This window comes from Bacillus marinisedimentorum (genome assembly GCF_001644195.2).
In the GTDB taxonomy this organism is placed as follows: Bacteria; Bacillota; Bacilli; order Bacillales; family Bacillaceae_O; genus Bacillus_BL; species Bacillus_BL marinisedimentorum.
On the sequence record NZ_LWBL02000029.1, the window covers coordinates 39,161 to 52,201 of the forward strand.

General features: G+C 46.8%; 12 protein-coding genes and 1 other annotated feature. Of the genes, 3 read left to right on the top strand and 9 right to left on the bottom strand.

Translation table 11 applies throughout. The annotated features are described in order from the left end of the window. Positions 1-182: 182 nt before the first annotated feature. Positions 183-1,451 (top strand): BaiN/RdsA family NAD(P)/FAD-dependent oxidoreductase, encoded by a 1,269-nt coding sequence (locus tag A4U59_RS08965; RefSeq protein ID WP_070120606.1) that lies wholly within the window; start codon positions 183-185, stop codon positions 1,449-1,451. A 42-nt stretch (positions 1,452-1,493) separates the two neighbouring features. Here the strand turns inward: A4U59_RS08965 and A4U59_RS08970 are convergent, their stop codons facing one another. The 7 genes from A4U59_RS08970 to A4U59_RS09000 form a co-directional block, all read right to left on the bottom strand. Next, positions 1,494-1,682: a sporulation protein Cse60 gene (locus A4U59_RS08970; protein WP_070120572.1), complete on the bottom strand. Its 189-nt coding sequence runs from the start codon at positions 1,680-1,682 to the stop codon at positions 1,494-1,496. A 287-nt stretch (positions 1,683-1,969) separates the two neighbouring features. Continuing rightward, positions 1,970-2,677 (bottom strand): TrkA C-terminal domain-containing protein, encoded by a 708-nt coding sequence (locus A4U59_RS08975; protein ID WP_070120573.1) that lies wholly within the window; start codon positions 2,675-2,677, stop codon positions 1,970-1,972. 150 nt (positions 2,678-2,827) lie between these two features. After that, a complete protein-coding gene (locus tag A4U59_RS08980; protein WP_083270766.1) occupies positions 2,828-3,232 on the bottom strand; it encodes a hypothetical protein in 405 nt (134 codons plus the stop codon). A gap of 96 nt (positions 3,233-3,328) precedes the next feature. After that, the gene (gene yvfG, locus A4U59_RS08985; protein WP_083270767.1) at positions 3,329-3,547 is read right to left on the bottom strand and encodes a protein YvfG; all 219 of its coding nucleotides are present in this window, start codon (positions 3,545-3,547) and stop codon (positions 3,329-3,331) included. Positions 3,548-3,885: 338 nt separating this feature from the next. Continuing rightward, on the bottom strand, positions 3,886-6,303 hold the full coding sequence (leuS, locus tag A4U59_RS08990; protein ID WP_070120574.1) for a leucine--tRNA ligase: 2,418 nt from the start codon (positions 6,301-6,303) through the stop codon (positions 3,886-3,888). 64 nt (positions 6,304-6,367) lie between these two features. After that, positions 6,368-6,591, bottom strand: a binding site (T-box leader). A gap of 152 nt (positions 6,592-6,743) precedes the next feature. Further along, positions 6,744-7,958 (bottom strand): MDR family MFS transporter, encoded by a 1,215-nt coding sequence (locus A4U59_RS08995; RefSeq protein ID WP_070120575.1) that lies wholly within the window; start codon positions 7,956-7,958, stop codon positions 6,744-6,746. A gap of 182 nt (positions 7,959-8,140) precedes the next feature. Then, positions 8,141-8,404: a DUF2524 family protein gene (locus tag A4U59_RS09000; protein ID WP_070120576.1), complete on the bottom strand. Its 264-nt coding sequence runs from the start codon at positions 8,402-8,404 to the stop codon at positions 8,141-8,143. A 176-nt stretch (positions 8,405-8,580) separates the two neighbouring features. On the opposite strand from A4U59_RS09000, the gene mnmL reads away from it, so the two are divergent. Continuing rightward, positions 8,581-9,549: a tRNA modification radical SAM protein MnmL/YtqA gene (gene mnmL, locus A4U59_RS09005; RefSeq protein ID WP_070120577.1), complete on the top strand. Its 969-nt coding sequence runs from the start codon at positions 8,581-8,583 to the stop codon at positions 9,547-9,549. Between the two features lies 1 nt (position 9,550). Further along, positions 9,551-10,123 (top strand): tRNA 5-(aminomethyl)-2-thiouridylate-methyltransferase MnmM, encoded by a 573-nt coding sequence (gene mnmM, locus A4U59_RS09010; RefSeq protein ID WP_070120578.1) that lies wholly within the window; start codon positions 9,551-9,553, stop codon positions 10,121-10,123. 923 nt (positions 10,124-11,046) lie between these two features. Here mnmM and A4U59_RS09015 read toward each other — a convergent pair. Together A4U59_RS09015 and A4U59_RS09020 are read right to left on the bottom strand one after the other, a co-directional pair. Then, positions 11,047-12,114, bottom strand: a complete 1,068-nt coding sequence (locus tag A4U59_RS09015; protein ID WP_425388893.1) for a tetraprenyl-beta-curcumene synthase family protein — start codon at positions 12,112-12,114, stop codon at positions 11,047-11,049. A 37-nt stretch (positions 12,115-12,151) separates the two neighbouring features. Beyond that, a complete protein-coding gene (locus tag A4U59_RS09020) occupies positions 12,152-12,970 on the bottom strand; it encodes an alpha/beta hydrolase (protein WP_070120580.1) in 819 nt (272 codons plus the stop codon). Positions 12,971-13,041: the final 71 nt, after the last annotated feature.

Below are 13,041 nucleotides of genomic sequence, written 5' to 3' on the forward strand. Positions count from 1 at the left end.
TCATATCTCAACAAAATAGCGTTAACCAGGCTGCCGTTCTTGATAGGCATCCGGTTAAAAACCATTCCCTCATTCGTCTCAAACAAATCTCATTATAACAGTTAATTTGAAATCACGGGCCAATACTGCTATAAAAAAAGTACTGGCAGTAAATGCTGAACCAAGAGGAAGCTGGTGAAATGATGAAATATGATGCGATCGTAATCGGCGGGGGGCCTTCCGGCTTAATGGCAGCCATCGCCGCCGCCGAACATAACAACAGGGTCCTTCTAGTTGACAAAGGAAATAAGCTTGGCCGCAAGCTTGCCATTTCGGGAGGCGGCCGCTGCAACGTGACGAACAGGCTGCCCGCCGAAGAAATCATTAAACACATTCCGGGCAACGGCAGATTTTTATACAGTGCATTTTCCATCTTCAATAATGAAGATATCATCGCCTTTTTTGAAAATCTTGGCGTGGAATTGAAAGAAGAGGACCACGGCCGTATGTTCCCGGCCAATGACAAAGCCCAATCCGTTGTGGATGCATTACTGGGGGAGCTGAAGAGACATAACGTTGATATCCGGACAAATACACCTGTCAAAACTGTCCGTTATGAAAAAGGGGAAACGGCGGGAATTACGCTGAACGACGGAATCAACGTGGATGCAAAAGCGGTCGTTATCGCTGTCGGGGGCAAGTCAGTACCACATACCGGGTCGACCGGTGACGGGTATGCATGGGCTGAAAAAGCCGGACATTCCGTGACTGATTTGTATCCGACAGAGGTTCCGCTCACATCTGCTGAACCATTTATTAAAAACAAAAGCCTCCAGGGGCTGTCGCTGCGTGATGTATCCCTCTCCGTCATTAATCCGAAAGGGAAGACAGCCGTCACACACCGGATGGATATGATCTTCACCCATTTCGGCATTTCCGGCCCGGCCGTCCTTCGCTGCAGTCAATTTGTCGTTAAGACAATGAAGAAGTTCAATACGGAAAACGTGGAAATGCGCCTCGATGTGAAACCTGACGACAATGAGGAAGCTGTGTTCCAAACAATTGCCAAAATGCTGAAGGATCATCCAAAAAAGGCCATGAAAAATGTATTGAAAGGGTATTTTCCTGAGCGATATATGCTGTTTTTGCTGGACCAATCCGATATTGGCGCTGACACACCGGGCGGCCAAATCAGTGCTGAATTGGTGCGCAAACTGGCAAAGGCTGTAAAACAATTCACTTTCACGGTCAACGGCACACTCCCGATTGAAAAAGCATTTGTCACTGGCGGCGGTGTAAGTGTCAAAGAAATCAATCCGAAAGAAATGAGTTCAAAAAAAATGGCCGGATTGTTCTTTTGCGGGGAAATTCTTGATATCCACGGCTATACAGGCGGTTATAATATTACGTCAGCCCTGATCACAGGCCGGATTGCCGGGATGAATGCAGGACTGTATGCATCCGGGTCCTGACGTCTGAATGAAGTAAGAGGTGCTAATTCGCACCTCTCTCGTTCAGTCCGATTCCCTATAAATGATCATCGCTGAATACAGGTACTCGAAACCCGCGTTCTCATCACCCGCTATTGCCGTATGGAATTTGATATCTTTTACGGCGTGCTCGTCAACCTCTTCCAAAAAAGCATTCACACCTTTCTGCAAGTCCTCCTCGTGCGCTTCATCCACTATTTTCACTTTAAGCATACGCCACCTCCATAGAGGAAAAATACAACATCCGCCCTGTCGAACCCTTTGGCGAAATGGAGGTTTTTTTATTAAAAATTGACAATAAAACCGTATTGGAAACTTTGAGTCTTCATGAATGTCAATATCAAATCATGCTGTCGCCTGCGGTGGAGTTTTCATCAGATAAGTCCTCCATCGGCAAAGAAACCAACAGCTGTGTTTGACACACCCTTTACAGTAAAAACACTGCACTCCATCGGTCTCTGGCCGGGAGTCCAGTGCCCGATAAAATTGCAGAATCGCTTTTATAACTCAATTGGGATCTCACTGTTGCTTTGATCGACTTTTTCCTTCAGCTCGTGATAAAATTTCACTTTGATTGCTTCCTTGTCCCCATAAAGATAAAGTGTGTCACCTTCCTGGATTTCCGTCTCATACAGCTTTTCACGGATCTTCATATCCCCCCTTATCAAGTAAAGAAGGTTAACATCCTCTTTTTCTTCGATGACATCATCGGCATTTTCCCCGAGATACCTGGACCCCGGATGAATGGGAATGTTAATGATTAAATCGTTGTCGCTTAAGTACAATACTTCTTTGGCAGTCATTTCCGGGAGCTCAAAGGTTTCCCTGATTTCGGCCTTGAATTTTTCCTGGATATAGTACTGGATTCCTTTTATGCGGATAAAAAAGAAAAAGAAGAGCATGCCAATGATGACCCACATCAATTCAGTCGTACGGAAACTGTTCGATAAAATTTGGCTGATTGTCGAGATTATTACGGCAAGCGAGAAGGCACCGAATAGGATCAGAAAGCTCCCGATCCGCCTCCGTACCGGATGGGAGATGACCAATTCACTTTCTGAGGTGGTGAAACCCGTACCCGTCAGCATGGAAATTGTCTGAAACCGCGCGACTTCATGAGACAGGCCGGTTAGTTCCATTAACACAGTCGAAATCCGAATGACAAGATAGACAGCAAGAAAATACATCAATATAAAGATAAAGGCCATGAATGTTCCCTCCACCTGCAAACTGCAGGACATGCGATACTACTTTATTTCACTCTGCCGGAAGTAATAAACCAATTTTATATGCCGATATTTACCACCATCGCCCCTCCTGCAGGATGCCAAAAAAGCAAAACCTCCGCGCCGCGGAGGTTAGACTGTCACATAAAATATTTCATTTTTTCCGTATCTGTTCAAAATACGGGCGGCTATTCGTGCAGCCCTCCGCCCTTCGCAAATAAGGACAATATCTTGTTGGCAAACCGCATTCGACTTTGCTTCCCGCTGCAAATAAGGAAGCGGAATATTTTGCGCGGCTTCGGCCGGTCTGCGATACGCACTGATGAAGTCGCGTATGTCAATCAGGCAATATCGGCCGCAATCCGTTATATTTCCTTTGAATTCTTTTATATGAAGACTTGGTTTGATATAGACCTGCCAGACTGCCAGCAAACCTAAAGCTGCTGCAGCAATAACTACAAACCATTCCATCAACATCACCTCAACCTCTTCGTTCATGCATGCCTGCCGCTTTTTGTTATATTTGGCTGTGTTCATCTGGTTACTTTAATGATTTTCCTCTTGCAGGAAAAAGCAAACCCGGCCAGCCACGCTCTTACCGGAAGCTGTCGGGAAACAGGCTTCAGCCTGCCTTCACTCTTCCATATATACTTCCTGATACGCTTCTTCCAGATTCCGTATCCGCCTGACAATTTCAGAGTTCTTATTGATTTGATCGTCTAAAATCGAGCCGACTACCAATTTATAATAACTATTCATTGCCTGTGTTTTAGTGAAATGATTCCGGTTTTTGGCTATGTAGTCCCTGAAATTTTCAGAGAGCCGGTCTTTGCTGAACATTTCATTGTTCACAGCTTTCTCCCCCTTTAGCACTGCAATTGAGCAAGGAGTGCAGGAAAATATTTGTCGAGCTGATTTTTATCATAATCGCCTCATGCTTATTAATCAACGAAAAAGCCCTGCCGGCAAAAAACTATTTTTGTCCTCTTCCTGAGATGTTATGAGTTCCTCTAATCGGACCAGTACACATATATATGGACGATTCAGCGGAAATTAACAGCCGCATTTAATAGAGCCAAAAAGAAAGGACGAAATCAAATGCGATTTCGTCCGCCAATTGTTGTGTTATGTTCATTTTTTCTCCCGCTGACTGAACCAGGTTACGGCAAAACATGGCTTTCTTCAATTCATTAATTTGCTACGATATTCACCAGCTTGCCAGGCACGGCGATCACTTTGCGGATCGTCTTGCCTTCGAGCATTTCCTTGACGTTTTCATCATTCATGACAAGCTCTTGCATCTGTTCTTTATTGGCATCGGAAGGAATATTCATGCGGTGCTTCACCTTGCCCATCAGCTGAACCACAATTTCCACTTCGTCTTCCACGAGCTTTGACTCATCATACGTTGGCCATGCTTCGTACGTAATGGTGTCAGCATGCCCCAGTTTCTCCCATAACTCCTCTGCAAGGTGCGGAGCCACCGGTGACAGCATCTTCACAAAGCCTTCCATGTAAGTCGTTGGCATCGTTTCTGCTTTATATGCTTCATTGATAAACACCATCAGCTGCGAAATGCCGACATTGAAACGCAGCTCATTAAAGTCTTCTGTCACTTTTTTCACGGTCTGGTGATAGACACGCTCAAGGGTGTCGTTCGACTGTGCATCCGATATCGCTGGATTCAGGGCTCCATTTTCAGTGACGAATAGGCGCCAGATCCGATCCAGGAAGCGTCGTGAACCGTCAAGGCCGTTTTCAGACCATGCTATCGATGCTTCAAGCGGTCCCATGAACATTTCATACAGGCGCAGCGTATCGGCGCCATGGCTTTCCACGATATCATCCGGATTCACAACATTGCCGCGAGACTTGCTCATCTTTTCGTTGTTTTCACCAAGAATCATTCCCTGGTTAAAGAGGCTCTGGAACGGCTCTTTTGTCGGAACGATCCCTGCATCATACAGGACTTTATGCCAGAAACGGGCGTAAAGCAAGTGAAGGACAGCGTGTTCCGCCCCGCCGATATAAATATCAACCGGAAGCCACGTTTTCAGCTTTTCCGGGTCGGCCAGGCTGCTGTTGTTATGCGGATCGATATAACGCAAGTAGTACCAGCAGCTACCGGCCCATTGCGGCATCGTATTCGTCTCGCGGCGGCCTTTCATGCCGGTTTCTTCATCCACGACATTAACCCACTCTTCCACATTGGCAAGCGGAGATTCACCTGTTCCGGACGGTTTGATTTCATCCAGTTTCGGAAGCATGAGCGGAAGATCCTCTTCAGGCACCGGCTTCAGCGTTCCATCCTCCAGGTGGATGATCGGAATCGGCTCCCCCCAGTAGCGCTGGCGGCTGAACAGCCAGTCACGCAGGCGGTATGTTGTTTTCTTCGTGCCTTTTTCCTTATCTTCCAGCCACTCAATGGCTTTTTCGATCGCCTCTTCTTTTCCGAGCCCATCAAGGAACCCGGAGTTGATGTGCTTACCGTCTCCTGTATAGGCTTCTTCATCGATATTTCCGCCTTCAACGACTTCCGCAATCGGCAAATCATATTTTCGGGCAAATTCCCAGTCGCGCTCATCATGTCCCGGAACGGCCATAATTGCACCAGTGCCGTAACTCATCAGCACATAATCGGCGATCCATATCGGCAGCTTGCTGCCATTGATCGGATTGACCGCGTAAGCACCGGTGAATACACCTGTCTTATCTTTGGCAAGGTCAGTCCTTTCAAGGTCGCTTTTCGCTTGGACCATTTGCTTATATTCATAAACAGCAGCTTTATGCTCTTCCGTCACGATTTCATCAACAAGCGGATTTTCGGGGGCCAGCACACAATACGTGGCGCCAAACAATGTATCAGGCCTGGTCGTGAAGACGGTGAACCCTTCTGCAGAGCCTTCGATCGCAAAATCGACCTCAGCCCCTTCTGACCGGCCGATCCAGTTCCGCTGCATTTCTTTAATGCTTTCCGGCCAGTCGAGCTCCTCAAGGTCTTCAAGCAGGCGGTCCGCATATTCGGTGATTTTCAGCATCCACTGCTTCATCGGCCGGCGTTCAACCGGATGGCCGCCCCGTTCACTTTTTCCGTCAATGACTTCTTCATTGGCAAGGACAGTGCCGAGTGCCGGGCACCAGTTCACCGGCACCTCATCTACATATGCCAGCCCGCGCTCATACAATTTCAAGAAAATCCACTGCGTCCATTTATAATAATGGGGATCAGTCGTATTGATTTCACGGTCCCAGTCGTATGAGAAGCCGAGAGATTTGATCTGGCGGCGGAACGTGTTGATGTTATGCTCGGTGAATTCGGCCGGATCATTTCCGGTATCAAGGGCATACTGTTCAGCCGGCAGTCCGAACGCGTCCCAGCCCATCGGATGCAGCACATTATATCCCTGCATCCGCTTCATCCTGGATAAAATATCAGTTGCCGTATAGCCTTCAGGGTGCCCTACATGAAGTCCGGCACCTGATGGATACGGGAACATATCAAGGGCATAAAATTTTTCCTTATCCTGCTGTTCCACCGTCTTGAAAGTTTTATTTTTTTCCCAATACTGCTGCCATTTCTTTTCAATCGCTTTGTGGTCAAATGACATGAAATTTCCTCCTTCATCGTGTTTGGCTCCAATAATACGGCTAAAAAAAGCCTCCCATCCCTGATAAAGGGACGAGAGGCATCATATCCTTCCCGCGGTACCACCCGGTTTAGTGCATAGAGCACCCGCTTATCAATCCTTAACGCGGACGGACGGCAGATCTTACTTTATCTGTTTCAGACCTGCAACTTTGAAGGCGAGTTCATGGAGAAATCAGGGTTGGCTTGCACCGGCCGCCAACTCTCTGGACCCTATTCTGCCACTACTAATCCTTCTCATCGTTATTAAGCCGTTTCCATAATATCTTAATTCTAAATATAGGCCTTCCCGACTGTCAAGTCAAGAAATGCGGAGACCACCGGCCCGGTGTACACATAGCAGGTCGTCTAAAGGAATTCCCTCCTTTATCATCAATCAAAATGCGTTCTGGCCAAAGCGCCTCATACTCCTGAAACGACAGGCTCGGGCTTGGCGGCTTCAATCTCTTTCAGCTTTCTGTCATATACAATCGTTGCAGCCATAGCAGCTGCATAGAAACCGATCAGGAGGGTAAAGAGAATCTGCATGCCAAACATATCGGCAACCAGGCCTCCAAGTACAGGTCCCAGCATCCGGCCCCCTGTCGCCGTGCTGTTGACAATCCCCTGGTAAAAGCCCTGCCTGCCTTTTGGCGCCAGTTCATTAGCTGCGGTCGGCACCGCCGGCCAGACAAACATCTCTCCGATTGTAAGTATGACCATTGCAGCCGCAAATCCGGTGAATTCAACTGCCTGCCCTGCTACTGCAAAGGCAGCAATAAAAATGGCAAGCCCTGTCAAAATCTGGGCTTTGATTGTTTTAACTCGACGGTCTACAGCAAATTTGAGGAGCGGCTGGCCAAGAACAATAAGCGCGCCGTTGATCGTCCACAGCAAGCTGTATTGCTTTAACGAAATATTAAGCTCCTGTGTATATGCAGCAATAGTCGATTGCCACTGCACATAACCCATCCACGCCAGCAAATATCCGAAACTGAGGAGGATTAAAGCCTGGAGACGTTTTTTGCTCTTTACGGAAGAAGCATGGTTCAGGATACTTGTCGGGCTTGCCCCGTGATCAACCTGCCCGTCCTGAATCCCTTTGAATCCAAAAACAGCGAGCGCTAAAAACGCAAGGTACATGACGGTGTTTGCGATAAATACGTATTCAAATTTATACGACGCAACCAGTCCGCCTCCGGCGGCACCAATTGCCACCCCGAGATTCTGGGCGACATAAACGGCATTAAATGCTTTACGGCCGCCTGCAGGCCATACGCTTCCTGCCATCGCATACATGGCTGGAAAAATCATTCCGGCTCCGAAGCCGAGCACTGCCATCAAGATCGCATAGGCATAAAAATTCTGGTGGAAGAAAATCATAGACGTTATTGCTGTTGCAGTAAGCAAGATCCCGCTTATAATCGTCCGGTATCCGCCAATTTTATCAAACAGGGTTCCGCCGAAAAGATTGCCGATAATTCCTGCACCTGCATTAAACATAAGCACAAGCCCTGCAACTGCCAACGATTTCCCTAAATGTTCATGTATATAAATAGTATTGAGCGGCCATAGGAACGAAGCCCCCGTTACGTTGATTACCATGCCGGCAACAAGCAGCCACAGTGCTTTTGGCATGTCCACCCTCCTCTTGCATAATAATCCTTCGCATACCAAAATAATTTTAGTCATTTCCTTCAAAAGATGCAATAAAAAAATCCCATTCTTACTGTACAATTTTTTAAGAGAAAAAACCGAGAGAGACAGCCTCAAAAAGCTGTCCCTCTCCGTTCTGTTTTCGCAAAGTAAATTGAAAAAAATTAAAACTCGTTCAGAATCATATGCTGCTGCAATTGCCGGACTTGCAGCTGAATTCTGTACACCTGCTCCTTTTGCTGCTGATTTCCGCTTTGCATTAATGTATCAAGATCGTATGCAAGCTTTTCAAGCTCAAGCTGTGCCTGTGAATACCCTTCTTCGTTATAATGCTCCTGTTTTTTCGATTCATTTAATTGCTTTTCCGCAAACGTCAAGACCTCTTCGGCCCGATGGATGTGGTCATCGACTGAGGCGCGTGTCGCCATTTGTAACCCTCCTTCTTTTTGCGGTTAGTTTGCTCAAAACCTTTTTTGCTTATTTATGCCGGCAGAAGCTGCATGTCTTTTCCATTTGGAGAAAAAGGCGGAACATGCTAAAATGCCTTAGTATAACTTTTTACACCTCGCTTAAGGCCAGGTGTGTTCAGAAAGGGTGAAAATGGATGAAAAGCATCAATCCGTTTCCTTATTCTAATGACCAAAAAAGATACCATACATGGAACTACCATTTGCGCAAGCAGTTTGGACATAAAGTGTTTAAAGTATCCCTTGACGGAGGATTTGATTGCCCAAACAGGGACGGCACCGTCGCACACGGCGGCTGCACATTTTGCAGCGCAGCCGGCTCCGGTGATTTTGCAGGAAACCGGAAAGAAGATCTCATCACACAGTTCAATACGATCAAGGACCAGATGCATGAAAAATGGAAGGACGGCAAGTACATGGGCTACTTCCAGGCATTCACGAATACCCATGCACCTGTTGAAGAGCTGCGCGAAAAATTCGAACCCATTCTTGAACAGGAAGGGGTTGTCGGCCTATCCATCGCCACACGGCCGGATTGCCTTCCGGATGACGTCGTGGAATATCTTGCCGAGTTGAATGAACGGACTTACTTATGGATCGAGCTCGGCCTGCAGACTGTCCATCAGGAAACAGCAGATTTGATCAACCGTGCCCATGATTTCAAAACATATGTTGAGGGCGTCGAAAAACTGCGGAAACACGGCATCAGGGTGTGTTCCCATATCATCAACGGTCTGCCGGGGGAAACACCCGGGATGATGATGGAATCCGCACGTGCAGTAGCAAAGCTTGACGTACAGGGAATCAAGATCCACCTCCTCCATTTGCTGAAAGGCACACCGATGGTCAAGCAATATGAAAAAGGGCTTCTTAAATTCCTGTCTTTCGAAGAATATATCAACCTTGTTGTCGATCAGCTTGAAATCATGCCGCCGGAAATGATTGTCCACCGTATTACAGGGGACGGACCACCCGATTTAATGATCGGCCCAATGTGGAGCTTAAAAAAGTGGGAAGTCCTGAATGCCATTGATTCCGAACTCGAACGCAGAAACAGCTGGCAGGGAAAGAAATACGAACTTGCCGGGGCTAAAGCGGAGGCATGATATGCTTGAGCGAGTGATTCCGTTTGCCCACAGCTTGTTAAAAGAAGCATTGCACCCCGGCGATACAGCAATTGATGCGACTGCCGGGAACGGTCATGATACCGTTCTGCTAGCCGAACTGGCCGGTCCGGACGGCACTGTCTTTTCGTTCGACATCCAGGAAGAGGCGCTGGCCAAAACACTGGAGCGTCTAAAAGCCCGGCACCTTGACAGCCGTGTCCGTCTCTGCCTTGACAGCCATAGCAATTTGAAACAGCATATCCCAAGCGAAAAGCTGAATGAAATCCAGGCTGCCATATTTAATCTTGGATACTTGCCCGGGGGTGACAAGTCAATTGTGACAAAGGCGGAATCTACGATTTCCTCCCTTTCCCAGCTTCTCGATTGCATGAAAGCCGGCGGGATCATCATACTTGTCGTTTATCCAGGACATCCTGAAGGGAAAACCGAACGCGACGAACTCTTATCCTATGTAAAAAAACTAGACCAGCAATCCGTCAGCGTTCTTCAATATGGATTCATCAACCAAAAAAACAGCCCTCCTTTTGTGCTTGCGCTCGAGAAAAGGGCCTGATCGAAGCTGTCCGCAAAGGGCAGCCTGTTTTTTTGCAGAAAATATTTTTCAAGGCAGCCCACATTCCGCTCCAAATGTAAGCGTTAACATTTTTGTCACATTTTTATTTGAATTTTTAGATAATTAGTGGTACACTTAAATCAAGATAAAGAAACAAGCATTAACATCGCAGGGGACTCAACCATCTTGGCACGTTCCGTAAAGGAATGAAAGACCAGGTGAGTCCTGGCAAATGCAAAATCGAGTAACGCCGGCAACGGCAGTGAAAGTGAATTGCAGGGATGACATTTGGACAGCGGGACGACAGATCGGAAAACGGATGTAATGAATTGTAATCCGATAACGGTTATGAAGACCTTTAAGGTTCAATGAACAAAACTCATTCCATTGATTTCAGAAACAAAGCGCGGAAAAGAAAGCAGTACTTCTTTTCTTACCAGAAACGAAGAGATCGATGAAATAGGTTCAAAGAAACCCGAGAGGAAACCAAATCGATTATATGGAAAACATCCCCCATTACACATCGTATTCTGTAAAACCGAACCAACGTTCATCTGCTCAAACCAAAATCGGGAAAGGTAACAACCACCACCCGCATGAAACATGGAAAGATGGAAACACGGAAACATGAGAACGTCGAAAGTGGCAACACAAGTAAACAGTATTGTGTGAATGTGAAGAAATTGGAACATGGAACATGAATGATTGAGACGGCTCTTACGTTATGGAGAAGTGCCATAACAGAAAGCCAGATCAAAACGGAGCGTACACATATCATCACACAAACGGAATTGGAGTAAAATTGTTAGATCCTCCAGTCAAATCGTATAAGCGATCCGCTGGTTTCCAATAAAACCCGTTACCGTTAAATCATTTAGTGGTGATGTGGCATGGTTGAGCCCCCTGCGGTGTTAAAAATCCCCTCATTGCGAGGGGATTTTTTTTGCCTTTTTCGATAACCCATTACGCGCCACCCTGCGATATAGCTTCCCGTTCACGTAAAAAAACCGGGTAATGTGCCCGCCGCATTTTATCATTTTCCGTGCAATCCTGTTTACGCTGTGCTGGCGGCCCACCTTTTGGTCAGACAAATAAATGCCTAGCAGGCCTTTATTGATCATCCGGTGAAATTGACGATTCGGCAATTGATCAGTATGCTTATCCGCTTCCCGGATAAAATGCTTGAAACGCTCGAGCATTTCCCCGTCATGAGGGTAGTAAAAGCAAAAATTCAAATCACCGCCATCCCTGTCCTCTTCCTGGTCAATGAAATAATCCAATAAGATATGGAGCCCCTGTATATATGGAAAATAGCCGTTCATGACTTTTCGGGCCTGTTCCTCTGTAAACTCTTCCTTGAACCCGTAAGAAACAAGACAAAAGATTCCAAGAGTGGAACCAGCACATGCAGAAAATTCATACCATGTCATTTCAGGAAGGCTGCTCTTATTCTTTTCAAACCAGGCCTCCAGTCTTGGAACCCTTTCTTCCGCATGGACATGTTTATGTACCTGAAGATCACAGTAATAGTCCGCAAGTTGATAAAGCATCGGCGAAATCATTTCATAATGCGGAACCTGCGCCAAACTATTCTGGCAGGCAAGGACTAGGCTTTTCAAATATCCGCCATCATTTTGCTCTGCTCGATGCCGATAATAATCAGCTGTCGGTGCACCCGGTGTAAGGGCATGGAGCATCGATTCGTGAAGGGCAGTAAAATCATCGGCATCCTGAGAAGTGCTGCGGTCACACAAATTATCAAGATAATCGCTTATTGTCTGATATGCTGTAATGAATTCAATGCTCGTTTTCAAATCACGCCCAGCGAGGATGCCATAAATCGATCCGCCTTCACAGTGGAACGTTTTCGTTTGTATGCTTGCAAGCGCCTGTTTTCTCAGTTCTGGATCAGGTATCGATTCAGCCCGCCTCTTCCAGCGGTTTAACTGGTTATGGACTTCGGGGAGCACTTTCGTGTAGATGCCGGCCATCAGGGTAACTGGTGTTTTCGGTACTGCACCCAAGCGATCACTCCTGTTCATTTTGTAACTTTTTTTCCCAGGCAAGATTTTCAAGGGTCATATCCACAAAGCTTTTTGCCATCTCAAAAACCTGTTCCCTTTCTGGATCATTGAATACTTCATGGTATAAGCCAGCCCATTCTTTATACATCTTTTCGTTCACTGGAAGCTTGTCAAAAAATTCACGTACAAGCACTTTATCTATAATTTTATCCTCTCCGCCCTGGAATAATAAAACAGGAACGTCAGGAAAATTCAGCACCTGTTCGGACGCTTGCTTTATTGCCTGGACCAGCTCCCGGTACCATCGGACGGAAACCTTGCGGACAATCAGGCTGTCATTTTCGTCCATTTCATTGATTTCCCTGTTCCGTGTCCCCATGCCGGGTTTCAAATGGGAATCAAACATCGCTCCCGGAAGTACTGCGTTCAATGCCTTGGATGCCATTTCCAGCCTTTTCGGAGGCGGTTCTACAAGACCGAGCGCCGGTGATGATAACAGGACGGCCGCAACGGGGAAATGCTTTTCCTGCATTGACCTGATGGCTATCAGCCCGCCCATGCTGTGCCCCAGTAAAAATACCGGGAGCTCGTATGTGAATGCTTCTTTCAGCCACATTTCAACCGCTTCGATATACTCATCGAATGAATCAATATGGCCCCGCCGGCGTGTTGAGGTTCCCTGGCCGGGCAAGTCACCCATGATGACATGAAAGCCTGCCGCCCTCCACATTTCAATCAGCCATGAATATCTGCCATGGTGCTCCCCTGCTCCATGAACCATGACCATAACCGCTTTTGCATTGTCAGCCTCCCATTTCCACATCGTGCTCGCTCCTTTTTAATCTTTTCTTCTATATCGACTTTTCTGGTACACTGGTTTTATACAGGATACGT

Excerpts from the sequence above, each read along its gene's own strand:
- A4U59_RS08965 (WP_070120606.1), top strand. The coding sequence starts at position 183 with ATGAAATATGATGCGATCGTAATCGGCGGGGGGCCTTCCGGCTTAATG.
- A4U59_RS08970 (WP_070120572.1), bottom strand. The coding sequence starts at position 1,682 with ATGCTTAAAGTGAAAATAGTGGATGAAGCGCACGAGGAGGACTTGCAG.
- A4U59_RS08975 (WP_070120573.1), bottom strand. The coding sequence starts at position 2,677 with ATGGCCTTTATCTTTATATTGATGTATTTTCTTGCTGTCTATCTTGTC.
- A4U59_RS08980 (WP_083270766.1), bottom strand. The coding sequence starts at position 3,232 with ATGAACACAGCCAAATATAACAAAAAGCGGCAGGCATGCATGAACGAA.
- leuS (WP_070120574.1), bottom strand. The coding sequence starts at position 6,303 with ATGTCATTTGACCACAAAGCGATTGAAAAGAAATGGCAGCAGTATTGG.
- A4U59_RS08995 (WP_070120575.1), bottom strand. The coding sequence starts at position 7,958 with ATGCCAAAAGCACTGTGGCTGCTTGTTGCCGGCATGGTAATCAACGTA.
- A4U59_RS09000 (WP_070120576.1), bottom strand. The coding sequence starts at position 8,404 with ATGGCGACACGCGCCTCAGTCGATGACCACATCCATCGGGCCGAAGAG.
- mnmL (WP_070120577.1), top strand. The coding sequence starts at position 8,581 with ATGAAAAGCATCAATCCGTTTCCTTATTCTAATGACCAAAAAAGATAC.
- mnmM (WP_070120578.1), top strand. The coding sequence starts at position 9,551 with ATGCTTGAGCGAGTGATTCCGTTTGCCCACAGCTTGTTAAAAGAAGCA.
- A4U59_RS09015 (WP_425388893.1), bottom strand. The coding sequence starts at position 12,114 with ATGGCCGGCATCTACACGAAAGTGCTCCCCGAAGTCCATAACCAGTTA.
- A4U59_RS09020 (WP_070120580.1), bottom strand. The coding sequence starts at position 12,970 with ATGTGGAAATGGGAGGCTGACAATGCAAAAGCGGTTATGGTCATGGTT.